This is a genomic window from Lactobacillus melliventris (genome assembly GCF_013346935.1).
Taxonomy (GTDB): Bacteria; Bacillota; Bacilli; order Lactobacillales; family Lactobacillaceae; genus Lactobacillus.
Genome location: NZ_JAAEEB010000005.1, coordinates 1 through 23,368, shown reverse-complemented (window position 1 = coordinate 23,368; position 23,368 = coordinate 1). Strand labels below are relative to the sequence as shown.

Genomic DNA, 23,368 nt, shown 5'->3' with positions numbered 1-23,368 from the left:
AGTATCGTACATGAATACCCTGCTTGCACGGCATTTTGGCTATTGCCAGCCACCCACTTATTTTTGTCTCTTTTTATACTGCGTTACACTAAAGTAATAAAGCGCACTGAACAATAACGCAAACCCATAAACGTACTGTGTACTCATTGAGCCAAATGTTTGCACAATCCAGCTCCCCACAAATGTACCTAACGGAATCATTAGCGAAAGTATGCTGTCGTTAATGGTGTCTATTCTACCCAAAACCGCGGCTGAGAAGCTTGTCTGAACCAAGACTTCAAAAACGGTGTTCATCATCGTGCCCCATAAAGACGATACACCCGCGTTAAATAGGGCAAGGTAGATATTGAACCGCACGACTAACGGTACCAATATCCTAAAAATGCCCGTGCCTAAAAAGCAGGCTGCAATAAAAATTTCCATTTTCTTCTGGCCCAGCTTAAAGCGTTGCACCAAAAAGGCACCGATAATGCTACCTGCGGAAGAAGCCATCAGCAATCCCCCATAGCCAATCGCGGAGTCATGGATATAGCTTTGCGCGAAATAAGGCAGCCCAATATCATAAATGCCAAAAAAGAAGTTGACCACACACAGGGGCAGAATCAATTTCAGGATATTCTTTTCCTCTTTTAAGGTGGTCCAACCCACCCGTAAATCCTTGAGATAAGAGCCAGAAAAGTATTCTTCGTTTTGCAAAAGATCTTTTGCAAGCACGTTTACCTGGATTTTAGCGTAGACAAACAGAGCCAAGCCGAAAATGATTGCTGATAAAACAATGGTCATGCTAATGGAAGTAGTAGCAATGATAAAGGTGGTTATGCCGTCCAGCACTAAATCCAATATCTTGTAGCTTACCTGAAAAAGGCCGTTAAAATGCAGCAGATCCTTCTTCTCAACCAGAACGGGCAGCAGCTTATATTCTGTGGGATAAATAATTGAAGACAGAATTGTTGACGCGCTGAACAATAAAAGCAGGAGAACATCAATTGTGATGTTGCTCTTTGCGACTTTTAAAATGAATACTACAACTAGACTAATTAGTGTCTGCAATATGGTTGAAAAGGCCAGCAGTTTTTTGATTGAAAAACTATCGATCAAAGGACCGAAGCCAAACGATACTATGTCTATCCCCGCCTCAATTGAAAAAAGCAAGGCAACCATTGCGGGCGAATGACTGGTTTCCTTGAAATACCAGAGAATCGCCATGTAAAACAGGCTGTCCGCAACATTGGTTGCTATTCGACCGCCTAATAACTTATACACATTTAAATATTTCTTTTTTAACACCACTTTTATAACCTTTTAAACTTAATAAATAACTGCTCATCACCTAGAAACGTTGGCAAGTAACCTGGGTGACCACCAATCCGCAATGCCTTCTTAACCTATTTTTGCAGGGCATTTATATAGGTGGATTTAACCAGGCCAATTTTTAGCTGCCAGTATGCGCTTGATATCAAGTAGTTCATCTTTTATTTTTTTTGCCTTATTTAGCTTATTGGAAAATAGAGCAGAATAATATCTAGCCGATATTCTGTAAATGATAAATCTAGGACTATTCTTTAAATTATCAAGAAATTCTATTGCATTCTCGACATTGTTTTCTTTATTGAATCTTTTGTTATTCTTATATCTCCAATGTAAATAATTATTACAAATGTCAGCAAAGCGTTCATTCATCGCGCCTGATATCCTATCTAACCTTTGAACTTTTTTAAAAAAAGAATTCATCATGATTTCCACAAAATCTTCAGGCAAAATTATGATAGCAGTACTAAATAAACTCAATGTATTAATGTTAAAAAACCAATTTTCGGTTTTAGTTAAATTGTTAATTACTACTTTCTTAAAACTTTCATCCAATTCATTTATAGAGTCATTTATATAAGCCATTGCGATTTCTGCACGGAGCTTAAGATTGCTGCTAACGTTGCTTTTTATGATCTGCTTATAGCACACTTTCACCTCATTTTTATTGTGAGTGTTTATAGCGACTGCCATCTTTTGTGATAAATTTTGTTCGAGTTGAATCTTTTCACATGAATATGTGTCTTTGATTTTAAATAAGAAATTCTCTAAATCAATGTCATGCATCAATAATATTTCGAGCAAAAGATCACTACTTATCCTTCTTTTATTATTGACGATACGAGAATAGGCACTGGTAGTTATAATATTTTCAACCATTTCTGTTTCTGTTAAGCCAAGTTCCTCTTGCTCTTTTTTTAAAGCTTCACCTATTGTCATAATATTTATACCTAAATCAAATAATTTATACCTCTCTATTGCTTTTCTACCTTATGTTGGAAACTTCTCTTCTCGCTGGAAAAAGGAAATCTACCGCTAGGATCATCATTTCCAATAGATGACCTACGTAGAAACCTGTAACCTGAGCTGAATATATTGCTGCAGGTATGCCAAAAATCGGCTTAGTTACACTACTCACAGCAAATAACCCAAGAATTCTAGTTTCCCCAAAAAACTTGTTTGGATAAAGCCTTTTTATGTAAAACACCTAAGTTCTGCAAGAAAAAATAGTACTATATATAATTTGTCCATTAAATATGCAGTAACATTCTAAAATTTCTCAGATATATAGAGGTCCTTAGCCAATTTATTTATAGAATCTTTATTATTTCCTACAATTAGCACACTATGCCAATTATATATATCAACTATTTTTTTAATATAATAATTCTACAAAAATTTAACGTATAACCAACGCTTCACTATATAGAATTTGAATGAATGCGTATTGGGTTAGACCGCCAATTTCTTGTGCCTCTACAATAAAAACTTTTATTAATTCATTAGAGACTTTCATTGGCGTACTTTTTTAAAAATTATACTTGTGTAAAGAACAGCTGGTCCGGCTTCAATTATTAATACATCATATTTTTTATTCATTTTGTGCCTATACCAAAAAATCAGATATAGATAATAAAACTATAAACTGATACTTCCAACTAATTGTAGTTAAATAAGATTTTTTCTGTTTAATTTATTTAGACAAACTAATGTTTTTTATTAGTAACCAAATCTTGACTAGATAATTTTATATGGTGATAGGCAGATTCATACCTTTTTTTATACTAGTCAAATCATTCAGAATTTGGTTTCTGTATATTTCTAATTTATCCATTTTTAGTCAATTCTGATTTTAACTTATAAAAAATCTTTTTTAGGAAAATTGATATTGTATAGTTCTCTATGGATAACATAATAAGCTCCAACGGGATACAGAAATACTGTACTGCCGTAAGAAATTAAAAAATTTTCATTATACCTAAATACCGCTTTATCATTTATTTAATTTAAAACTAATTATTATATTAAACCAAATTGTATACATTGACTACCTTTTTGACTATAGTCAAATCAAATTGTGGTAACGTTACTTAACTCCTACTTTGGTCAAAACTAGGCAAACGAATTAACCTGATAATACTGATACAATTTTATGGAACTAATGTCATAATTTCGTTAAAGGTTAAAAGCCCTGATTCTGACCTTAAGAATGAAGCGGTTGTGCCATTCAATTCCACTCTTCTCCTTCGAAGTGTAAAGGGTTCTAACTGGGCTAAATCTGTAAAACTGGGCAAAGAGAAAAATTTAAATTTTTCTGCTGTACTAACTAAAGCCTTAAAAGCAGAATTAAATTTATAACTAGAAAAAATAAGTCCTGGAAGTTAAGCAACTTTCGGGACCTTTTTACAATTTTCTGGACTAATCGCTAAATAGCATAATACAAAATAATGCACCTAATAGCTAATTTTTACTATTAGGTGCATTTAAATTGTGAATTCTTTCTTGACCGTTTTTGCTCAGTAGTTATAAACATATTTATGCTGTACTACTGAACTGCTTAACCAAAAATTCTAAAAGTTAGCCTTCTTCACGTACCGGTTCAGTCCGATGATGTAGTAATAACGACCTTTCCGCTTTACTGCACCACCATATGTTCTAACTTTGCGTCCGCGCTTCAGACTGGCATGTCTTATTTTCTTTACTTTTTGATTATAGATGAGTGCATTATGCTTTAACTTACGCTTTTGGCCTGTAATATTAGTGGCCTTCACAAACGTATTATTATCTAAAAGATAATACTTCTGACCGTTTATGGTTTCGGTATCATAGGTAGTAATCATCTGGCCTGACATAAGTTCGCCTGTTACCCGCTTACCGTTAATATCATAGAGATACGAATTATGCATTACCATTCTTTCAGTCCCTTTAAGGTAAGTGTAAGTTACGATCTGCGGTTGGTAGCTGAAGAAGCCTGTCGCATTATAAGGCCTTGCCTTTAATAAATAACCAGCAAATTTCAGTTCTTGGGTAACGTAGCCATCACCAACATTACCATTCAAGATTTTATCAGGTGTTAGTTTAAGGCCATTTTTATCTTCATAATGGACTCTGACCTCAGCTCCTGCAATCGGCTCTATAATACCAGATGAATGACTTGGTGGTGTTGGCGTTGGCGTCGGGGTTGGCGTTGGCGTTGGCGTCGGAGTCGGCGGTGTTGGTGGTGTTGGCGGATTGACTGGTGGCTTAGGCTCATCAAAGTGTGTACCCTCGCGAACATAAGTATCGGCATTTTTAGTTGGATCATAGTTTGCCATTAATTCTTTTGAGCTCCACCTATTCTTGCCTTGAGGGTCATTAAGTGTACCATCAGCAACATTGCGCCAAGTGCCATCAGCATCAAAGCCAGTACCCTTGACAATATTATCTTTACCTAGCTTTAACAGGTTTAGACTTTGCAAATCATTTAGCATATCGGAAATGTATATAATTTTGCTCATATCAAAACCGCTAATATCAAGCCTTTGCAACCGAATATCATACTGAAACATGCCGCTCATATTAAAAACATTCGCGGTTTTAAAATTACTGAGATCAAGCTCTGTGATATACTCACAGTCATTAAACATGTCATTCATTACAGTTACTTTATCAGTATTAAATTTGCTAACATCAATTTTTGTTAATAACTTACATGAAGCAAACATTCCTGACATAGTCGAAACGTTAGCAGTTGAAAAGCCGCTAACATCTAGGTCAGTTAAGTTCCAACAGTTGTTAAACATCCAGTTCATATCAGTGACATTATCAGTTTTGAAATCTTTGCCAAACTTAATGCTTTTTAGTGAATAGCAATTGTGGAACATAGTACTGGTATTAGTCACCTTACTAGTTTTAAAGTTGCTTAAATCAATTGCATTTAAACTTCTGCATTCTTCAAACATGCCACTTAATTCCGAAACATTTTCGGTATTAAAGGTACTAACATCAATATTTTTAAGACTTTCGCAACCATAAAACATGCTTGACATTGTGGTAACATTGGCAGTATTAAAGTTTTTTAGATTAACATCGCTTAGATAAATACATGTTGAAAACATGCTTGTCATATCAGTAACTTTACTAGTATCAAGCTTGTCCAAGCCGTCTATATTAGTTATATTACTAAAGCCTTTAAATAGATACCTGACTGACCCGCTAAGTGCCAAGTGACCCTGAATAACAATATGGTTAACATTTACAGGATCAAGCCCTACATTATATAAAGCATTTGCCAGCGGTTTCGGGTCATTAAAAGCTGTGGAGTTACCAGGAATAGTTAATGTTTTACTGGTCGAATCATAGCTAAGTGACAGTTCACTATTATCATCAATATCAGTACTGACCCATGGAACTGTCTTAGTTTCTCTTGTTGCAATTTTCGTTTCTTTTGCTGAATTTGCAGGAGGTGAAGCCGATGCAAATATTGTTTGCGGTTTAATAATACTTAAACCTACCACAGTCATAGCAATAGTAGCTAAGTATGTTGTAAATTTAATCCTAAAATGGTGTTCATTCATTATTCGTCTCCTTTAAGCAATATACTTCTAATTACCCAAAGTATAGCATAAATAACATTTGTTATAAAGTATAATTTTTAGATATATAAACACATATACATTTACAATTTATTATTATTTTTTATATACAAAAATACTGATATCATATAGCATTAAATTAATTATACAGATATATACCAGTAATATAATGGAATGTCACCTTTTTTTAAGCTAACATAAAAGGAGCTTATAATGAATTTTTGTATCAAATTTTTATCCTCACGTGACATGCTTTTTCTAACGTCATTCCCTTTCACTACTTTCTGGATACTTTTAAATGATTTACTTGGCCGTATTTTATTCATAAATTATCAGCAAATTTGATATTTAGTGAAATTTGCAAAGTCAATTTATACGGTCATAATTTTCATTGTTTTATAAGTTTTAATATATAAACTAATTAGCTATACTAGTGCATCTTTGTATAACTAACGTATTTCTTGTGTTACCATAGAAGACAGTAAAGTGCTACAAGCGCTTTCAGATATTGATAAAAAGGGGATTTTTTCTATGAATCAAAAAGTAGTTATCATTGGTGCTTCTCATCCGGGTCATGAAGCAGCTATCGAGTTATTAGACAGATATCAAGATCTTGATGTCACTATTTATGAAGCAAGTGACTTTGTTTCATTTATGTCTTGCGGAATGAAGCTCTTTTTAGAAGAAAAAACTACCGGACAAGATAATGTACGCAATTTTTCACCTGCTGATTTGGAAAAATTAGGTGGTAAGGTCGTTAATAATTCGCAAGCAGTTGCCTTAAATCCGGCGAATAAGCAAGTTACAATTAAAAATACCCAAACTGATCAGACTCAAGAAGTTAATTATGATAAATTAATCTTGTCTCCAGGAGTTGATCCACTCCAATTACCAATTCCAGGAGCAGATTTAGATTATGTTTATTTAATGCGGGGCTACAGTTGGGCTAAAAAGATCAATGAAGCTCTTCATAATGATGAAATTAAAAATATCGTTGTGGTGGGTGCTGGTAACGGAATCGCTGCCGTTGAAGCTGGTGTTTTAGCTGGTAAAAACATGACCTTGGTTGATGCCAGCAACCATATTTTGGCTAATTATTTTTCAAAAGACTTTACCGATGTTTTTGAACAAGAAATGCGAGACAAGGGTGTCGATTTAAAGCTTAATACAAAAGTTACTGGCTTTACCAATGATCACCTAGTCCAAACTGATCATGGTGATATTAAAGCTGATTTAGTTATCGTCGCTGCAGGCATTGTTGCTAATACTGACTGGCTTAAAGATACTATTAATTTAAACCAACGTGGTTATATTGAAACAGACGAATATTTGAGGACTAATCAAAAAGACGTTTATGCTTTGGGTGATGCTATTTGGCCACTGTCAATCCCGGCTAATAAAAGGATGCCAATTCCATCGGCAGTTGCTGCTCGCCATGAAGCAAATTATTTAGTAAAACATTTGTTTGAGAAAAAGCCAAGCCGGCCATTCCCAGGTTTAGTTGGTGGCCAATTATTAGAGTTCGGTGATGTACGTGCGGTAGTTAGCGGCCTCCCACAAAAATCTGCTGAATTTGCCGGCATTAATGCTGCAACTAGCATCTACATCGATCATTTGCGTCCAGACTTTATTCCTGCAGATGATAATCCGTTAGGATATATTTCCTTAACTTATAATAAGGACACTCATCAGATTCTTGGAGGTGCAGTTATGTCTAAATATGATATAACTGCTCAAGGAAATGTTTTAAGTTTAGCAATTGGTCATAAATTAACGTTAGAAGATTTAGCTGAGCAAGACTTTTTCTTTTCACCAAGTTTTGATCGGCAATGGAATATCTTGAATTTGGCTGCACAACATGCGCTAGGTTTACACAAATTTTAATTAATTTTGATAGGTGCTAAACCTTGTGAAATACCCATTATATTGTCCTACTATGTTTAGCAAATTTAATAAAGAAAAAGAAGTTTTGTAGCTCTTTTAAAAATAATTAGCCGCTTGATAAGCGGAAGTTGATTAAGAAATAGAAGACTGTCTCTAACCTGCTAAAGTATGATTGGGACAGTCTTTTTTATTCTTAGAGTTACTACTGCTTGAAAATGACTAAAAAACCCTAAATATGATTTCATCATTTGATAAATTTTCACTTAATTTATATATGCCTTTACTTTTATGTTGCCTTGCTTCAATTTGATGCGATAAACCAATTTAGCATCTTTTGCATTAACATAGGTATCGCCTACGTCTATCTGATTAACATTACCAGTCATATAAAATTTATGAACAGGTATATACTAAAATGATATATATATGATACAATTATTAAGAGGTGGTGAAAATGAAAAAAAGCATTTATAAACTTATTTGGGAATTCTTTTCTTTTCTGATATTAATCTTCTTTATAGGGTGGCTAATGGATCCCCAAAATACTTTTACAATGAGAAATATTGCTGGGTGTGTAATTAGTTCAATTATTTGGACGTTTGTTATGTATTTTTTTGAAGTGAAATCCAAAAATAAGGAAAAGGTTTAAAAAGTAAAACAGTGTAATAATTAGAATTCCTACAATAGCATGATATTGTACTAAGCCCCAAAAGTTGTATAACTTTGGGACTTTTTTATGACTAAATTATCTAGAAAGTCATGAGGCACTACAGTTAAATTAAAATTCTATTTTGATTAACTTCACTATTCTTGGGAAGTCAATTTTTTATCTGCCTTCAAATTTAAATAATTTTAGCTTATTTTCAATTCATTAATTAGTATTAATCTCTTTGAAAGCCTAACCGAAGACAGCTATACTGCTCTATAATGATTAGTAGATATTTAATCAGTATTTTTGAGGTGATTACATGAAATTAAACAAAAAGTTCGTTTATGCTTCCATAGCAAGCATTCTTGCTATTAGTCCTATGCTACCCGCAGTAATACCAAGCAATACAGAAGTATTAGCTGCTAAGACTGATACTCTCACGTTGAATCATAATTCTTATGTTTATACGGCTCAGGGCAAGCGCACCTATTATAACGGTAAAGGGACATTGCGTATGGGCGCCACCGTAAACGGTAATGCCAAAACAACTTCGATTAATGGTAAAAGCTACTATCCTTTAACCGGTGGTGCCTACGTTAAGGCGGCTAATGTTGGTGTTGTTAACAAACAGGTACAAGATGGCAACTTGGAGCTCAATTACAATTCTTATGTTTACGATAAGAATGGTAAACGGCTATACAAATTCCGTGGCAGTAAAAAGAATACACATTTGCGCAAAGGAACCCCTTTGAAATACTCTGGCTCTGTAGAAAAAATTGACCGGAATAGCAAACAGTATTTCTTAGTCAATGATGACAACTATAATCAGTCATGGCTCCCTTATAAAAAAATCGGTGGTAAATATTACTACAATATTGGAGCCGGTGGCTATGTTAATGCGGCCAATGTTGGGCAGATAGATAATAAACCACTTTACACAACTGATGTAAGTGTGAAAGTTAATACAACTAGTGCTATACGGGTTGGCACCGGTAAAGAGCGTACAAGTATTAAACCTGGAGAAAAGGTCAAAGTTGATCGCGTCTCTCAAGTATTGTCTGGACCATCATACAGAGCTAGTTATCGCATAAGCGGAACAAAGACAGGTTTTTTCGCCACATCTATAGTAAATAAAAAGCCAAGACAGCAGCTTCTAAACTATACATATTATACTTATGTTTCTGCCAGCAAGAATACTGATGCTTATGATGCCAACGGACAGGCTCGTTCAAACCTAACGGCAATAAACGGTGCAACTACTTCTTTTGCTAAAGGCACTTTCATACCCGTTGATGAGGTACTATACATTTGGAATAACAAGGAAAACAAGGCTGAGTTATATTACCACCTTGCTCCAAATACAACTGTGAGTGACATTTCTCTCCAGACAATTAACAAAGACAGTATGACTTTTGTTAAAGCAGCTGACAGCAAATTTGTTTCTGGACCATTGTTAAAGCCTGTTAATACAGTAGATGAAGCCAAAACAGATGCCAAGGCAGCTACTGAAACTGATAAACAAGACTTGCAAAAAGCAATCAATCAAGATGAAAAAGTTAAAGCAAGTGAGAATTATCAGCAATACAGACATGAAACATATGATGCAGCTTTAGCATATGCAAAGCAAATTAATAGTTCAAATACAGCCAGCCTGCAAGAGGTTAAACAAATTACACTCACCTTAAAGAATCAACAGAATAGTTGGTTTCTTCCAGCCGATGAATTAAAAGTTAATAGTGAGTTAGTACTAACGAAACCATTCTAAATGCTTTTTACTCTGTTTAATAGATTTTCAATTAAGGATTAACTTCCGATATTTAACGAAGTTAGTCCTTTTTGTTTTGTCTTGGTTCTTTTTTGACTGCAAATTTTTTATAACTATCACTTGCTATCTACAATAAAAACAGAAATTAGCCTTATGATCTGATATAGATTGTGATCTCCAAAATTAGGAGAAGTTTGTATCATCTAAATAGGTTATTTGTTTAATTTTAGGTTGGTTTTTAGATTATTTTGACTTTTAATTATTTATCTGCCTATAATTTATCTATTAATCACAGGCTAGTTATATTATATGTAATTTTATTTGTAAGGACTTACTTATGGCAAATAATCAGAATAACGAAAAAAATGAGAAAACAAAACAATTTTACGATTTTTTAAAATATACAATAGTCTTATTTGCGATTTTTATTTTAATTAATTTTTTACTGACAAAATATTTGATAGTTAAATGTTCCGTATCTGGCATCTCGATGCAACCAACTTTTGAAAACCAAGAAAGAGTTATAGCTAATCGCAATAGCAAATTGAAACGAAATGAAATTGTCATTTTAAAGGCTCCGGATGAACGTAATTCCTTTTATATAAAAAGAATTATAGGATTACCCGGTGAAACTGTTACTGGAAAAAATAATAAGATTTATGTTAATGGCAAAAAAATAAATCAAGACTATTTAAAGCCAGGATTTAAGCTGACGGATAATGAAGACGGCTTTTATGGTACAAAATATTCTTACACTGCTGACTTTTCAATTCGTTCTTTAGCAAGAACAAAAGAATATAAAAGTATTTATTCCCCTTCTCAATTAAAAGAAATGAAAAGTACTAACAAAGTTCCCAAAGGCTCGTATTTTGTAATGGGAGATCATAGGAGCGTTTCAAAAGATAGTCGTTATATAGGTGCAATTCCTAGAAGTAAAATTGAAGGTGTTGTTAAGTATCGTTATTGGCCACTTAACAGAATCAAAGTATATTAAAAAGGATTAAGTCCAAATTTAGGTCTTAATCCTTTTTCCTTTCACTTTTTATAACTCTGCTAATCTTTTTTCATCTAAATGAAACATAATCATGCAATAAAATAATAATATTGCAGTCATAAACACCACCACATAGATGTTAGTCATAATCCCAGGGAGTTCGCGTAAGAAATCAGCAGGTGAATAACTTATAAAGTATGGCAAATGGATAGTTGCATTCATTAATAATAAAATTATTTGCAAAACTAAACCTGTACACATGGCAGCAAACTTATTTTTAATCCACAAAGAAGTAACCATTGCGAATACAGAAAATAATCCACCCCAAAGAGAAGAAAATATAATTGACAAAATAGCGTGGACAAATGGATGGGAATAATAAAGGGAGACAAACAGCATAGTAAAATTCCTAGCACCAATATTAATATTAAGTAAGTTATCGGGCTTAACATTAGGTAATATCATAAACCAAGATAAGAAGTTAAACAGTAAAGGAACAGCAATCACAATAAAACCTGTCATAAATGCGATTTCTAGGTATCCTAACAAGATTTGTTTAATGGACTTCCCCATCTTTAATTTATAAAAATAGCCGTTGGTAAAATCTTCTTTTAATAATGTACTGGCAGGTAAACTCGCTATTAAAGGTAACAAGATAAAAAATATAGTAGGAACAAAAGTAAATCCATCTATTGACATCCACATAGTATAAGGTGAGTTTGTCGCAGGAATATTTTTAGACGCAGAAACAATGCATTGTACAACGCTAATACTTATTCCTATAACCAATGCCAAAAACAACCATAATTTATTCAAACGTGACCACAAAAATTTCATTTTATTCTCCCTATTCTAGCAGAAGCGAATATTTAACATAGTGCTTTTTAGCTGGTACCAAGAAACTGAAACGTAACTTTTGATTGCGCATGTCATATGAATAGCGCGGAATAGTAAAGTCCATTGTAAAAGGCTGCTTGCCATTCTCCAATGCTTTATAAGGATTAATACTGTGGTGACTTTTGTCATACAATTTTACCGAGGGATTGCTTGTACCATAAGGATTATTTAGATACATATTTTCTATAAAATTAGGATTGTTTTTTCTCTCGCCATAGAATGGCTGGCCAGTTTGACGTATATGAAATTTGACTTTGGCTTGTACAACATCTTTACTTTTCTTAACTGCAGCTTCATGAACAATAAAGTTAACGTGATAGGCTTTTACCAATTCATTTTTGTGAAAAAGCTGTTCTTTAGTCACACCATACTGCTGAGGATGGGCGTTTACCTGGCGGTAGCGATAAAAGCCCACGCAGCCAACTACAATCAATATCACCATCAAAAAGCTCCATAATAATTTTTTATTTTTCATGATTAATTGTTCCTTCTTGTACATATAGCTTTTGTGTGGCGACTTTGTTTACAAATTCATGATCATGCGAAGCAATAACAAAGGTTGAACCTTTATGGTTATACCCATCAATCAATCTGATTAATTTACCAATACTTTCATGATCCAGCGCATTGGTGGGTTCATCCAGAACAATTAACGGATAGGCTCCAAGAAAAGCCTGTGCAATTCCTAATTTCTGCTTCATCCCCAGTGAAAATTTCTTAACTTTTTGTTTAGGGAACCTGGTTAACTCAAAGTACGCCAATAAATCATTAATCTGCTTTTCTTGAATATCCGGATCTAATTTCGCTAATAGTTCTAAATTTTTATAAGCAGTAAATTCTTCTATTAAACTGGGATTTTCAATTAAAATTCCCGCTTTAATTGGATAAGGCTCTTGGACCTTCATCTTCTTACCATTAACTATGACTTCCCCACTAGTTTTTATTAAACCTAAAATTGCTTTTAAGATTAACGTTTTACCAGAACCATTTATTCCTTCTAAAACAGTGATACTGCCTTCTGGAATATCTGCACTAACATCATGCAATAGTGGCCGTCTTTTCACCATTTTTCCTACTTGCTTTAATTCAATAAAACCCATTTTTTACTCCTTAATCTACACTAAAGAAATGGTCAATAATCCCATAAACAATCACCATAATCAAAGTTGCCAGCAATAATAATAAAAAACCAGGGAAATTAAATCTCATAATTATCAAGTTATTTAAAGGATTTAATTGCCATTTTAAAAGAGAGGTCATTATCAAAAATGAAGCTGGAATAATCAGACCCAATGCCGAATTAAACTTTCCAATTGTACCTTGCAAAAGAAGCATCAGATATATTCCCAAAAAATTGTTGATAAAAAGTAGCGGGATCGCCTGCCAGTCAGTTAAATCAAAAAAAGACAAAGAGGGCAATTTAAATAAAGCCGTAACAAGCAACATAACTAAAAGTGTAACAAACACATAGGCAAAAGCTATTACTCCCATTAATAACATAGTGGCAACAGTAAAATTTTTCGGTGGAATTTGTAATCCTCTTAGGTGCATAATGGTAGTTTGCCAAAGCTGTTTAAAGCTATTTAGCACAATAAGCAGCGGTATCAAGAAATAAACCAGCCACAAAATAAAATTAAAAGATGTATCTTGACTGGTATCGGCAAAGAAAAGATTAAATATAGAAGTATGCGGACTGTTAATTAGCTGCGCACTGAGAAAAATAATTGAAAAGCAAATCAAACTTAGCCAGCAAATAAAACGGAAGCGGATTATTTGCCATAAATATAGTAATTGATTCCAAAACAAACGTTTCATAAAGACCTTCTTTTTAAGAGTGAGGATAGCCGTAACAATAAAGATAAATTAATTTGACTATTATAAATAGCCAGTTTTTGTTTCTTATTTTTTAATTATCGTTTAATTCTATACGTTCATAATACCATTTTAGTATTATTAAAAATAGTAGAATTAGACTTTTAATAATCCAGCTCACTATAGCGATTAGTAATTAAATAGACGATTGTCATTAATAGCGTTGTAACTAGTAACAACAGAATATTTTTCTTATTGACCCGCAGCAACATTAAACTATTGAGCGGATTATATTTCCAAGTGGTATAAACAGTCATTATAAGCCAACTAAATGGAATAATTATGCCCAGTGGAGCATTGAAGCGACCGATAGTGGCCTGAATTATCAACAACAGAAATATTCCTAAAAAATTATTAATGACCAGTACTAATAAAGCTGATAATCCGTGAAATTGCATTAGTTTAAAATTTTTTAGCCAGGAAAAATCAGTCACTAAAGCCATGATTCCTTCTGTTAGTGCCACATAAATGAGGGTGATCAATCCCATTAACCCAACATTAACTACAGCGAAACTTAAGGGTGAATATCGCAGCCCTCGCAATTGCATTCCTCTTACTTGCCACAATTGTTTAAAACCGCTTAAGACTATCAATAGCGGCACTACAAAATAAACAAACCAGAAAACCGGCAAAATAACTTGGCCTGATTTAACAGCGTTAAAATCAACACCCATGAAAAAAAGAGGAACTATAGCAGAATTAGGCATCAATTTCAGCATCAGTATTACAAAGTTTATTAAGCCTAACCAAAAAAGAAAGCGTGCTTTTATTAGTTGCCACAAAAATAAAAATTGGTCCCAAAATAAATTTACAAGAGATGCTTTTGAGTCTACCGCTTTAGAATGCAATTGTTCTCTCCTTATTTGTTTACACACGCACTTCTTAAAAATGAAATAGTTTACACCAATACTACCACTTGTATAGGATTTAAAAAATACGATCAGTAGAATTAAAATATTAAATTCCTTTAATTAAAGCAAAAATGCTCTAGGCGTTAATCAACTGATTAACTTTCTAGGGCATTTTAATAAAAAGGTTAGCTATTATTTTCCTTCTTCTATTTCTTTTTAATTTTGGTTGTATATCATATTAAAATGAGTATTTTCTATTGGCTTGGAATAACTTTTTTTCTAACTCTTATAGATACCTCATTTGAATAATTCACTATGCCTTCCTATACCAATTAAAAAAACTGTTTCTTGTATAGGAGCATATACTAATAAATGGTCACCACTATGACCGTCAAAATGAAGTTCCAGAATAATTACTGTTGCTCTTTTATCGCTTAGTTGTTTTTTAATTTGTTTCTTTATATTGATTAAATTTTCCAAAGCATGCGGATGAAAATAATTAGGTATTTTATTATCTTCAATCAAACATTGAATAATGAATTTCCAAGGACTTCGTTCCTGATTATCAAGCTCTTGTGGAAGAGATCCATTAAATACAGAATGCCATTTCGGATCCTGCCTTCGCTTTTTTAACTGCTTTTTAAATATCTTAGTATATTTGATTGTTTTATCCATTTATCATATAAGATCCAACTATTCATTTGAATTGAGTGACTTTTCTAATTCTTTAAAATTATGAGCTTCTGGCAGCTTTTCTTTTCCAGATAAATCATCAAGCATTTCTTCTAACGAACTGTTTAATTCTTGGTTAGGTAAAGAATAATATTTTGGTAAGCCCTGATTAGCCACAGTAGTTACCGTCATTCTAACAAATTCTGAAATTGTTAAGCCATGGCTGGCAAGTACTGTTTTCGCTTTATTTTTGATAGCTGGATCAATTCTAGCTTCTATTCTAGCCATTTTTATCACCTCATTATCATTGTACGTTGAATGCCACACATGGTCAATTACATAATTTTTCTTGTTTCAGGTGAATTTATAATTTCCTTTATTGATCATTCTTTTCACAATGTTAAGCAGTTTAAAGCTTTGATAAACCCCGCTATTTTTAAATAGTGACTTAATTACTTTGCCATAACTAAATCATTAAATTAACAGTTAAAATCCGGTCTACTTTATCCCTATACTTTTAACTAATCAGGCTTAGCTTCTTATCTTCCAACTTGTAAGAACGCGTAAACTTACTTTGCAAATCTTCCGGAATATGGTGATCAATTTCAACTACGGTTAAGTTGGAAGACAATATCAATTCATGGATTTCATGTGCAGTTTGGGGATCAAGAGATGCGGTACCCTCATCAATCAGTAAAAAGTTGCGATTGTATAAAAAGGCACGAGCAATTTCTATTCGTTTCTTTTCTCCACCCGACAAGTTAGTTCCGTCTTCTTTAATTACAGCATCAAGACCAATCTTTTGCATTAATGGTGTTAAACCCGCTTTTTGAATAGCATATTCAATTTCTTGGTCAGAAAAGTTGCGTCCCAAAGTCAAGTTAAAGCGCAAGGTATCGTTAAAAATATTGGAATCCTGGTTGACTTCTCCAAAGTAGTCGGGCTGTGGAGTAATAGCCTTGCCATCTGGTTCAACGAGTTCAACGGTTCCTTTATTTGGATGGATTATATTGGCCATTAATTTGAGCAGTGTACTCTTACCCTGCCCGCTACGACCAGTTAGCAGAATTTTATCGCCGCGATTAACTGTCAAGCTGGCATTTTGAATAATAGTCTTATTTTGATAGCCAAAACTCACATCATTGAGCTGCAAGTCTTTAAAGTCTATTGTGGTCATCTCGTCACTGAGAGCGGACTGTGGTAATTCCTTGATATTAGCCAGTTTTGTTAACAAGGGTTTGGCCGAGTTAATCGTTGTCATTGACTGGTTGATTGCCAAGATAGAATTCACGATCCAAGAACTGGAATACTGAACCATGATAAAGGAAGAAAGGGGCAAGCGCTTGTCTAAAACAAATAAAATACCAATTCCGATGGGCAGAAATGATAAGGAATAAGCCAGAATCCCAGCCAGTAAATTGCTCATGGCAATCGTATTTTCCCGTTTCTGTTTGGCTGCAGCGGTTTCGGTAATTGCCTTCTTACCTTTCAGTAAAAAGAAAGGCATTGCATTATAATGTAGAATTAAGTCAATGTGCTTGAGATAATCCGACATAAATCCCGTATACTTACCAACACTAGCACTCCAAGCTTCAGAACTCTCCATAACCCGTCTGGCCATAATTTCCGGAGCAACTGCGGAAATAACTGAGAAAAGCATGAAAACTAAAGTTAGAATAAAGTTTGCATTTATTGCCATAGCTAAACAAAGTAGCAGGTTAACAACACAAGTAATTAAGTTAAATACTTCTTTAACGTAATTATTTTCTACCAACTCTAAATCGTTGGTGACAAACGACAGCTTATCAGAAACTGGTCCTTGCTGTTTAACAAAATCTGAAGATAGCAGATCACTGCGTACGTTTTTATTGAAGAGGTAGATGTTCCGATTTAATGTCCTCTCGTAAAAATAGCGGGCAACAGTTAATAAGAAAATAATCAGAACAATCAAACAGACTTCAAGAACTACTCGTCTTTTATCACCGGCTTCAACCATGGCAAAGATTTGCGAGTAAGACCACGTATTAAAAGGAGTATCAAGACCTACGATTAGAGTTAACAAAAAACATAGGATTATGCTTTTGTTATCAAAATATTTTTTCATAATTGTTTTTACCTTTCACTTATATTTAACATATTTTGCTAAAATGGTCTTGTTTCCATAGAAGCAATATGATTTATCTTGTTTAAATCTTTCCCGTTACTGTTTGTTCTTTTAATTTAATCATAATTTTATTTTAAAGTATATATTTATTTTCTAAGAGGTATTTTTTTAAAACTAAGTGGTTATTATTAGATACTAAAAATACTCCACACAATAGTTAAGAAGTAATTTAACTATTATGGAGTATTTCATAAGCTATTTTTAGATTGTACAGATTATGACTGACAAGCTTATTCACAGAGGTAGCCGCAGACAAATTTTCTATCCACTACGCCCAATTTATGCATCATAGATAAATTCAGTTTTTTTATTGATTTTAATCAGCAAAATAAAAAAGAGCTAATTTTATTGTTAAGTAAGAGCATTAAAGGATAGGATTGATTTGCTTGAACATTTATGCAAAAATAGTCTTTCTATTTTATGAAAAAGTAATATTAAGGATTTAGTTTGAATGACTATATAAAATTAGGAAAAGCTATTTCAATTAACATTACTTAAGCTAATAGTAATTGAAAAAATTTTTTGACTTTTTATTATTTATAAGTCTATAATTTTTACATTAATATTAATTTAAGCAGTGGGACTGAATAATGAAAAACGATCAAAATAACGAAACAAAAGAAAAATCAAAACAGATCTACGAATTTCTAAGATATGTAATAGTTTTTTTTTGCTATTTTTGTTTTATGTAACTTTTTACTAACAAAATATTTAATAGTTAAGTGTTCTGTATCTGGGATCTCAATGCAACCCACTTTTGAAAATCAAGAAAAAGTTATAGCCGATCGAAATAGCGAATTGAGAAGAAACGAAGTTGTTATTTTAAAAGCTCCTGATGAACGCAATTCTTTTTATATCAAAAGAATTATTGGATTGCCAGGTGACACTATAACTGCAAAAGATAATAAAATTTATGTTAACGGTAAAAAAATAAATCAGGACTTTTTAAAGCCCGGCTTTAAGCTTACAGATAATGAAGATGGCTTTTATGGTACGAAATATTCTTATACGGAAAATTTCTCAATTCGGTCTTTGGCTAAAACTAAAGAATACAAAAGTATCTATTCCTCTGCGCAACTGAAAAAAATGAAAAAAACTAATGAGGTTCCTAAAGGTTCATATTTCGTAATGGGTGACCATAGAAGTGTTTCAAAGGACAGTCGCTATATAGGAGCCATCCCCAGAAGCAAAATAGAAGGTGTAGTCAAGTATCGCTACTGGCCACTTAATAGAATCAGGGCATATTAAAAAAGTAAGTCTCAAAAGTTTAAATGAAGTGACTCCCAAATTTAGGACAAATTTGGGGTTATTTTTATGACTAAATTATCTAAACCAGATAAAATAAAATTTCGGCGTTGTAACCCATGCAAATTTTTAAAGAACTGAGCAGCGTTCATCTGATAAAGTCGTTTTGATTGATTATCTTTTTCTGTCATAATTAACCCATTCTATCACGAATTGTTAGCCAAAATTTATATTGGTTTTAGTAGTAGATTCGTCTATCATTTTATTAATCTAATCATGGTTCATATTTTTAATTTGAGCAGTCGGTCAAATTGGCAATAAATTGAATTTTTAGCAATCTGAAAAAATAGCAGAACTTGTATCTTCTGCTTAAAGCTTTTCACAATTCAGTTTCGTCTACCAGCCATATACTGAATAGATAAAGAAAGTACCTGCAGTAAAACCAACTATAAAAGAAACGCGGCTAGTGACATATAATCGCCATACTAATTTTGCCCGTTTTGCATTATGAATATAGGAAGTACTTGTAAACTGCTTTCTTATTTTTTTAATTATATCTGCACTCATATATATTTCTGCTAATAAGGCGGCAATAAAAATCAAATTTCCTATACATAGAATACCAACATCTGATGTAAAACAAACCCAACTTAATCCTAGAGCAATAATTGCAATAAACGGGCAGACATTTATCATTATCAATTCTCTTTCAATTCCAGGCTGTGCTGAAAGCTCAACTGTAAACGCTGCGATTTCTTTTCGTAATTCCAGACTACGTTTATGCCAAGCTTTTGAGACGATATAAATCATATATAACAAACTTAGAGCTCCAACAGGTATGAATATCATAACAATGGCATAGCAGATCATAATTTCCATAAAAAGCTCTCCCACTTTTAGTTTTTTTAGAATGCGTCAATTACTCACATGTTTAACATAAATCCTGGATGTTTAATCGCTAAAAGTCAGTCCTATTTAGTCATTAATTTTAATAAAAAGAAATCAAAGTTTTAAGTCTTATGTGACTATATTTTTTATCACTTAGACTAACTTATTAAGAAATTTATGTCCTTAATTGTAAGTTTAGCAGAAAGGTTTCCATGTATATATAATATTTGTAGAGTTTTCATTGATTTTTTAACATTTTATTGTTCTTTATGTAATTCTGATTTTTCATTGAACTACTATTTATAGCCACAAAGAAGTGGTTATTTAGATTTTTTATGAAAACTCACCTGATTTTCTTTGTAAGATACTTTATTAATTGAGATTCCACTCATTACTCAGCCCATTGTGCAAAATTAATTCAGTCATGCTATAATGTAATCATAAAGAAAAGAGGCCTCGTCACTAACAAGACCTCTTTGAAAACAAGCAGCCGCTCTAAAGGCGGTTAGCTGAGTAAGAGATAAAGACCATCCCTAACTGGCTAAAGTATTATTGGGACGGTCTTTTTTATTTCTTGTGATTATTGATATAATCCAACAACACAATAATAAACGTGGCGAATGCCAACATTATTTGTAATGCCTGGTAAACGCTCATTGACTGCTTCTCTTTCTAAAAGATTTCGTGCCATAGGCACCATCTCCTTTCCGGATCAACAGCCAACCGCCCTCAAAACAATTTGCTTGAATTCTAAATTAATTATAACAAATACTGTTTGCATATTGAATAACTATAAAGCATTATTGCCAAATCAATAGCTTATTTTGATTAACTTCCATATTACAGGGAAGTTATTTTTTATCTACCTTTAAATTTAAATAGTTCCAGCTCAGCTTTAATTCATTAGCTTAGCATTAACCTATGTGGAAGCCTATCAAATTTATTATTCTATGACATCAAGGTAAATTATTTTTTAAGGTAATTATATGAGATTAAAGAAAAAATTCGTTTTCAGTTCCATAATATGCATTCTTCCTATTAGTTCTACTTTACCGGCAGTATATCTAATACTATTGTCTACGATAAGAAAAATTGAGAAGTGTTGGTATTGTATTACAAGGAGCAAGAGAAATATATCCACCTTTTTTATGCAATAAAAAACCTGTTAACAGCTTATTACATGGATAAGTCATCAGCAGGATAAATTATAAGATTCTTTTATTTTTTCTCTAGATTCATACTTCACGATAACTTGGAATTAAGATTGCTTTGCCAAGTCAACTATTTGGTCAAACATTTCCTTTTCGTTGGTTGAAATGTGGTGAGCAACTTCGATCACAGTTCCTTTAAACTCACTTAGAATAGTTTGGTGTATTTGCAAAGATAAATTCTGATCAAGAGATGAAGTTGCTTCATCAGCCAATAATATTGGTCTTTTTGATACTAATGCTCGTGCAATTTCAACTCGTTGATTTTGACCACCAGATAAATTACTGCCACCCTTCCCAAGCTGGTAGTCCAAGCCCTTTTCGTTTACGAGATCAGTTAAGCCGGCTTGCTCAACAGCATAATTTAAGTCTTCTTCAGATACATGCCGACCTAAAGTAATATTGTATTTTAATGTATCATCTAGAATAAAAGGCTTTTGCTGAATAAAGGAGAAGTACTCGTGTAATTTTGCCCAATTACCATTTACTTCAGAATGATTAACTTCATAAGATCCAGAATCAAGTTGTTGAATACCAATTAATACATTCAGTAAAGTTGATTTCCCCCAACCTGATGGAGCTTGCAGGAGAACTTTTTCTCCGGAATCAATTTTTAGATTAACATTGGCAAAAATTTTCTGTTTACCCTGGCTAACTCCAGCATCAGTCAATTGTAATGATTGGAAAGTGTCTGGAGCAGTTGCAGTATTGCTACCCTGCGGCTTTATTAGCAAGTCGATTTTTTTGATTTTTTGCAAAATCGGTTTTGCCGTTTTAATATCGTTAACTGAGCCAAAAATACCAACTACAGGATTAATAAAATTATTAGCCAGTTGTGAAATCATCATAAAAGTGCCTAAAGTCAGCCGACCGCTAACAATGAAACTAATACCAATGGCAAAAGGAAGGAACATACTGAAAATATATGCTACTATCATAGTCATCTCATTAGACATGCCTTTAGTCCAATTGGTTTTGAAAAGAGCCGTTTCCATCAGCTTCGCCGCTTTAATCAGCCTGTTAACCATTGAAAATTGAACATCATAGATGTTAGCCATTTCCGCTCCAGAATGAGTTTCAATAACAGTATTGGTATAGTTGCTATTGGATTTTTCCCACTTTTCAGAATTTTTTTCGATCTTAGGGCCAAAAAAAGACTGAATAACGGCAGGAGTAAATGAAGCTATTAAAAATACCAGCGCAATAATCCAAGAACTAACAAATGCAGAGATTACAGCTGCCAAAAATTGAATTAAATCAGAAATGATTGAAAGCTCTGCCTCAATACTATTAGTTTCAATTTGCTTGAGGTCATTGGTCATAAATGAACTGTCAATTTCGTTATGGCCAGCATAGTTATTAACTAAATAATTGGCAGATGCACTTTTTAGGTTAAGATTAATTTCTTCTATAATTTTATAATAGAAATACTGATATATAACGCCGACTATTCCAAATATTAGCAGACCACAAACAGCAAAGACAGTCAGCTTGATTAAGCTGCCTTGAGGCTTTTGGGCGAAATCAATAAATTTTTGAAAAATGAAGGCAACAAAAACAACCTGAAGTGATTTTAAAAGAGCAAAAAAGACATACAAGGCGAGTCTCCACGGGTTTGAATATTTTATAATCATAGCTTTCCCTTTCAATATTTTTTAAATAGCATTTTGTTAGTCTAGTTCTTCACTTATAGTATGTATACTCATTTTTAAATTCAATATTGCTCTTAAGCTTGTCCAATAAGCCATGTAAAGAAATTTTTAGCTTAATTATTAAAACTCAGGCTTTTAAATTAATAAAAAACAAATATTAGATAACCAAAATAATAAGGTTTTAATCTTTAAAAGTCAATAAGATAATTTTATTTTATTTTAATATTTATACTGAACAATTTCCCGTTAGCACTAATTTTTTCCTTAATCCTATTTTGTAACTGTAAAAAAAACGATTATAAATGGCAACATGCAATCCCTGACTCAGTCAACTTGTGCAAAATTAATTCAGTCATGATATAATGTAATTGTAAAGAAAAGAGGCCTTGCGCTAACAAGACCTCTTTGAAAACAAGCAGCCGCTCTAAAGGCGGTTAGCTGTGTGAGAGATAAAGACCATCCCTAACTAGCTAAAGTATTATTGGGACGGTCTTTTTTATTTCTTGTGATTATTGATATAATCCAACAACACAATAATAAACGTGGCGAATGCCAACATTATTTGTAATGCCTGGTAAACGCTCATTAACTGCTTCTCTTTCTAAAAGATTTCGTGCCATAGGCACCATCTCCTTTCCGGATCAACAGCCAACCGCCCTCAAAACAATTTGCTTGAATTCTAAATTAATTATAACAAATACTGTTTGCATATTGAATAACTATAAAGCATTATTGCCAAATCAAT

Annotated in this window: 19 protein-coding genes; 4 read left to right on the top strand and 15 right to left on the bottom strand. The window is 33.0% G+C overall.

The window, feature by feature from the left end:
• Positions 1-57 precede the first annotated feature (57 nt).
• The 3 genes from GYV61_RS05855 to GYV61_RS05845 form a co-directional block, all read right to left on the bottom strand.
• Entirely contained in the window at positions 58-1,287 is a 1,230-nt protein-coding gene (locus tag GYV61_RS05855) for an MFS transporter (RefSeq protein WP_174795198.1), read from the bottom strand.
• Positions 1,288-1,416: 129 nt separating this feature from the next.
• Positions 1,417-2,247, bottom strand: a complete 831-nt coding sequence (locus GYV61_RS05850) for a helix-turn-helix domain-containing protein (protein WP_174795136.1) — start codon at positions 2,245-2,247, stop codon at positions 1,417-1,419.
• Between the two features lie 1,631 nt (positions 2,248-3,878).
• A complete protein-coding gene (locus GYV61_RS05845; RefSeq protein WP_174795135.1) occupies positions 3,879-5,864 on the bottom strand; it encodes a BspA family leucine-rich repeat surface protein in 1,986 nt (661 codons plus the stop codon).
• Positions 5,865-6,413: 549 nt separating this feature from the next.
• Between GYV61_RS05845 and GYV61_RS05840 the strand changes: the two genes are divergently transcribed.
• The 3 genes from GYV61_RS05840 to lepB (GYV61_RS05830) all read left to right on the top strand — a co-directional run bounded on the left by GYV61_RS05840 (position 6,414) and on the right by lepB (GYV61_RS05830) (position 11,174).
• Positions 6,414-7,766: an FAD-dependent oxidoreductase gene (locus tag GYV61_RS05840; protein WP_174795134.1), complete on the top strand. Its 1,353-nt coding sequence runs from the start codon at positions 6,414-6,416 to the stop codon at positions 7,764-7,766.
• Between the two features lie 968 nt (positions 7,767-8,734).
• Entirely contained in the window at positions 8,735-10,180 is a 1,446-nt protein-coding gene (locus GYV61_RS05835) for an SLAP domain-containing protein (protein ID WP_174795133.1), read from the top strand.
• A 337-nt stretch (positions 10,181-10,517) separates the two neighbouring features.
• Positions 10,518-11,174: a signal peptidase I gene (lepB, locus tag GYV61_RS05830; RefSeq protein WP_174795132.1), complete on the top strand. Its 657-nt coding sequence runs from the start codon at positions 10,518-10,520 to the stop codon at positions 11,172-11,174.
• Positions 11,175-11,222: 48 nt separating this feature from the next.
• On the opposite strand, the gene GYV61_RS05825 is transcribed toward lepB (GYV61_RS05830), so the two are convergent.
• The 8 genes from GYV61_RS05825 to GYV61_RS05790 form a co-directional block, all read right to left on the bottom strand.
• Positions 11,223-12,011 carry a hypothetical protein gene (locus GYV61_RS05825; RefSeq protein WP_174795131.1) on the bottom strand — a complete coding sequence of 263 codons (789 nt, stop codon included), beginning with the start codon at positions 12,009-12,011 and terminating at the stop codon, positions 11,223-11,225.
• Between the two features lie 10 nt (positions 12,012-12,021).
• Positions 12,022-12,546 (bottom strand): hypothetical protein, encoded by a 525-nt coding sequence (locus GYV61_RS05820; protein WP_174795130.1) that lies wholly within the window; start codon positions 12,544-12,546, stop codon positions 12,022-12,024.
• Positions 12,536-13,171: an ATP-binding cassette domain-containing protein gene (locus GYV61_RS05815; RefSeq protein WP_174795129.1), complete on the bottom strand. Its 636-nt coding sequence runs from the start codon at positions 13,169-13,171 to the stop codon at positions 12,536-12,538. Before GYV61_RS05815 ends, GYV61_RS05820 begins: the two co-directional genes overlap by 11 nt.
• A gap of 10 nt (positions 13,172-13,181) precedes the next feature.
• Positions 13,182-13,886, bottom strand: a complete 705-nt coding sequence (locus tag GYV61_RS05810) for a rhodopsin (RefSeq protein WP_174795128.1) — start codon at positions 13,884-13,886, stop codon at positions 13,182-13,184.
• A 161-nt stretch (positions 13,887-14,047) separates the two neighbouring features.
• Positions 14,048-14,650, bottom strand: coding sequence for a rhodopsin (locus GYV61_RS05805; RefSeq protein WP_174795127.1), 603 nt, complete (start codon positions 14,648-14,650; stop codon positions 14,048-14,050).
• 441 nt (positions 14,651-15,091) lie between these two features.
• Positions 15,092-15,469 carry a type II toxin-antitoxin system RelE/ParE family toxin gene (locus GYV61_RS05800; protein WP_174795126.1) on the bottom strand — a complete coding sequence of 126 codons (378 nt, stop codon included), beginning with the start codon at positions 15,467-15,469 and terminating at the stop codon, positions 15,092-15,094.
• A gap of 18 nt (positions 15,470-15,487) precedes the next feature.
• On the bottom strand, positions 15,488-15,754 hold the full coding sequence (locus tag GYV61_RS05795) for a type II toxin-antitoxin system RelB/DinJ family antitoxin (RefSeq protein ID WP_110446663.1): 267 nt from the start codon (positions 15,752-15,754) through the stop codon (positions 15,488-15,490).
• 229 nt (positions 15,755-15,983) lie between these two features.
• The gene (locus GYV61_RS05790; protein ID WP_174795125.1) at positions 15,984-17,570 is read right to left on the bottom strand and encodes an ATP-binding cassette domain-containing protein; all 1,587 of its coding nucleotides are present in this window, start codon (positions 17,568-17,570) and stop codon (positions 15,984-15,986) included.
• A gap of 735 nt (positions 17,571-18,305) precedes the next feature.
• On the opposite strand from GYV61_RS05790, the gene lepB (GYV61_RS05785) reads away from it, so the two are divergent.
• Entirely contained in the window at positions 18,306-18,878 is a 573-nt protein-coding gene (gene lepB / locus GYV61_RS05785) for a signal peptidase I (protein ID WP_174795197.1), read from the top strand.
• Between the two features lie 393 nt (positions 18,879-19,271).
• Here lepB (GYV61_RS05785) and GYV61_RS05780 read toward each other — a convergent pair whose 3' ends face one another.
• From GYV61_RS05780 to GYV61_RS09885, 4 genes are all read right to left on the bottom strand, one after another.
• Complete coding sequence (locus GYV61_RS05780; RefSeq protein WP_174795124.1) at positions 19,272-19,754, bottom strand: hypothetical protein; 483 nt, start codon at positions 19,752-19,754, stop codon at positions 19,272-19,274.
• Between the two features lie 576 nt (positions 19,755-20,330).
• Entirely contained in the window at positions 20,331-20,393 is a 63-nt protein-coding gene (locus GYV61_RS09890; RefSeq protein ID WP_366125402.1) for a putative holin-like toxin, read from the bottom strand.
• Between the two features lie 628 nt (positions 20,394-21,021).
• Positions 21,022-22,605: an ATP-binding cassette domain-containing protein gene (locus tag GYV61_RS05770; RefSeq protein WP_174795123.1), complete on the bottom strand. Its 1,584-nt coding sequence runs from the start codon at positions 22,603-22,605 to the stop codon at positions 21,022-21,024.
• Between the two features lie 514 nt (positions 22,606-23,119).
• A complete protein-coding gene (locus GYV61_RS09885; RefSeq protein WP_366125402.1) occupies positions 23,120-23,182 on the bottom strand; it encodes a putative holin-like toxin in 63 nt (20 codons plus the stop codon).
• Positions 23,183-23,368: the final 186 nt, after the last annotated feature.